This is a genomic window from Streptomyces sp. NPDC012888, assembly GCF_042900645.1.
Classification (GTDB): Bacteria; Actinomycetota; Actinomycetes; order Streptomycetales; family Streptomycetaceae; genus Streptomyces.
In genome coordinates this window covers 376,484-378,884 of record NZ_JBIBBM010000004.1, presented here as the reverse complement: position 1 = coordinate 378,884, position 2,401 = coordinate 376,484, and the positions used below count along the sequence as shown (strand labels likewise).

4 protein-coding genes are annotated in these 2,401 nt (G+C 74.5%); 3 read left to right on the top strand and 1 reads right to left on the bottom strand.

Translation table 11 applies throughout. The features are described from left to right. The first annotated feature begins 100 nt into the window (after positions 1-100). The 3 genes from ACFY61_RS09170 to ACFY61_RS09160 are packed head-to-tail and all read left to right on the top strand — an operon-like array spanning position 101 to position 1,630. The gene (locus ACFY61_RS09170) at positions 101-295 is read left to right on the top strand and encodes a hypothetical protein (protein ID WP_389468985.1); all 195 of its coding nucleotides are present in this window, start codon (positions 101-103) and stop codon (positions 293-295) included. 28 nt (positions 296-323) lie between these two features. Further along, positions 324-1,238, top strand: coding sequence for an N-acetyl-1-D-myo-inositol-2-amino-2-deoxy-alpha-D-glucopyranoside deacetylase (gene mshB, locus ACFY61_RS09165; RefSeq protein WP_389468983.1), 915 nt, complete (start codon positions 324-326; stop codon positions 1,236-1,238). Then, positions 1,235-1,630 carry a DUF6113 family protein gene (locus ACFY61_RS09160; protein ID WP_389468980.1) on the top strand — a complete coding sequence of 132 codons (396 nt, stop codon included), beginning with the start codon at positions 1,235-1,237 and terminating at the stop codon, positions 1,628-1,630. Before mshB ends, ACFY61_RS09160 begins: the two co-directional genes overlap by 4 nt. A 253-nt stretch (positions 1,631-1,883) precedes the next feature. Here ACFY61_RS09160 and ACFY61_RS09155 read toward each other — a convergent pair whose 3' ends face one another. Further along, entirely contained in the window at positions 1,884-2,219 is a 336-nt protein-coding gene (locus tag ACFY61_RS09155; protein ID WP_389469316.1) for a hypothetical protein, read from the bottom strand. Positions 2,220-2,401 lie beyond the last annotated feature (182 nt).

Sequence of the window (2,401 nt, the reverse complement as noted above, 5' to 3'; positions counted from 1 at the left end):
GAGACGGATAGTTATGATCCGTAGCGCACGGTGGGTATGACTCCGTCGTGTGCGCGTCCGCGCGCATCGATGTCCCCGTCCGACGTGGAGGTGGAACGCCGTGGCACTCTCGATCTCTGCCGTGGTGCTGCTGGCGATCATTGTCTTCCTGCTGATCCGCAAGGCGGGGCTCAAGACCGGGCACGCCGTCGTGTGCGTGCTGCTCGGTTTCTACCTCGCCTCTTCCTCGCTGCAGGACACTCTGAACGCGCTGACCACGAATGTGGCGGGGATGATCAGCAGCCTCAAGTTGTGAGCCGCCCGCTCCTCGTAGGCTGACCCCTATGAACGGTCTTCCTGCCCGTCGTCTGCTCCTCGTGCACGCGCACCCCGACGACGAGTCGATCAACAACGGCGTCACCATGGCCAGGTACGCGGCCGAGGGCGCCCACGTCGCCCTGGTCACCTGCACCCTGGGCGAGGAGGGCGAGGTCATCCCCTCCGGGCTCGCCCACCTGACGGCCGACCAGGACGACACCCTGGGCGCCCACCGGGTCGGCGAGCTCGCCGCCGCCATGGCCGAGCTCGGCGTGACCGACCACCGCTTCCTCGGCGGGCCGGGCCGGTTCCGCGACTCCGGGATGATGGGCCTGGACCAGAACCGGCGCCCCGGCGCCTTCTGGGCCGCCGACACCGACGAGGCCGCCGCCCACCTGGTCGAGGTCATCCGTTCCCTCCGGCCCCAGGTGCTGGTCACCTACGACCCCGACGGCGGCTACGGGCACCCCGACCACATCCAGGCACACCGGGTCGCCATGCGCGCCACCGAACTGGCCGCCGAACCCGCCTACCGCCGCGACCTCGGCGAGCCGCACCGGATCGCCAAGGTGTACTGGAACCGCGTACCCCGCTCGGTGGTCGAGGAGGGCTTCGCCAAGCTCCGTGCCGCCGGCACCCCCTTCCCCGGCATCGCCGAACCCGGCGACGTGCCCGGCGTGGTCGACGACGCCCGCATCACCACCGAGATCCGGGACGACAGCGGCACCGGGGCCTACGAGGCGGCCAAGGCCGCCGCCATGCGCGCCCACGCCACCCAGATCGCCGTCGACGGAGGCTTCTTCGCGCTCTCCAACGACCTCGCCCAGCCGCTCCTCACGCGCGAGTACTACGAGTTGGTCTCCGGCACCCCCGGCGCCCCCGAGGGCGAGCGCGAGGACGACCTCTTCGCCGGGATCGCCACCGAAGGAGCGCAGGCGTGACCGGCACGCTCACCCCCGCCCGGATCGCCGCACTGCTCGGCCTGCTCGTGGCCGGCCTGCTCACCGGCGCCGCCGGCTGGCTCGTGGTGGACCTCTGGCTGCCGGCCGGTCTGCTGCTCGCCCTGCTCGCCCTGTCCGGCCTGTTCCTGGCGGGCCGGCTGGTCACCGGGACCGGGCTCGGGGTCGGCGTCGCGACCGCCGGCTGGTTCCTCTCGTACGTGGTGCTGAGCATCCCGCGACCCGAGGGCGACCGCCTCGTCGGAGTGGCCGGAATCGGCATGTATGCCTATTTTCTTGGCGGTATGGCACTCGCTGTGATGTGTGCCACGATGCGCGGACCGGTGGACCCGCCGGCGGACCGACCGGTTTCGGCCGCGCGCCCCCGCCGGTGACGTGCCGTCCGCCGCACCGAGGGGGAGCCGCCCGGGCGTTGTGAAATGCCCCGGTGCGCCCCGCCCCGCGACCGCGCGGCGGACCGGCCCGCGGCCGTCCCCCGACCGCCTCCCGGCCGCGGCCAGTATGGTGGACGGGCCGCCGAGCTGCCCGCGCACGGTATGACGGGCGGCGGAGCCAACCGGGAGAACCTGCCTTGAGCCGTGAAACTGACAGTTCGTCCTCCGGGCCCAAGGGGCTTGGAGGCGCCGCCTACCCGTCGGGTACGCCGCCGTACGGATCGAGCCAGAATCCGACGGCCGGAACGACCGGCAAGGCGAACCCTCCGGAGGGGAACACTGTGACTTCCAAGCCGTCCACGCCCGCCGGCGACTCCGCCGACTCCGAGCCGAAGACCGAGACCACGCTGACCACCCGGATCCGCATCAACATCCCGGGGTCCCGGCCCATCCCGCCGGTGGTCGTGCGCAAGCCGGTCGGCGAGTCGGAGGCCGACCCCGCGCGGCCCGAGCTGCCCGCGCCCGCCGCGGCCGAGGCGCCCGCGCCCGCCCCCGCGCGGTCGGCCGCGCCGGCCGAAGCGGAGAGCACCAGCAACTGGTTCGCCCCCCGCCGGTCCCCGCAGTCCGCCGCGCCCGGCCCCGGCCCGGCCGCTCCCGGCCCCGGCCCGGCCGCTCCCGGTCCCGGCCCGGCCGCCCCCGGTCGCGGGGCCGGGCCCCCCCCCCCCCCCCGGGCCCCCCCCCCCCCCCCCCCCCCCCCCCCCCCCCCCCCCC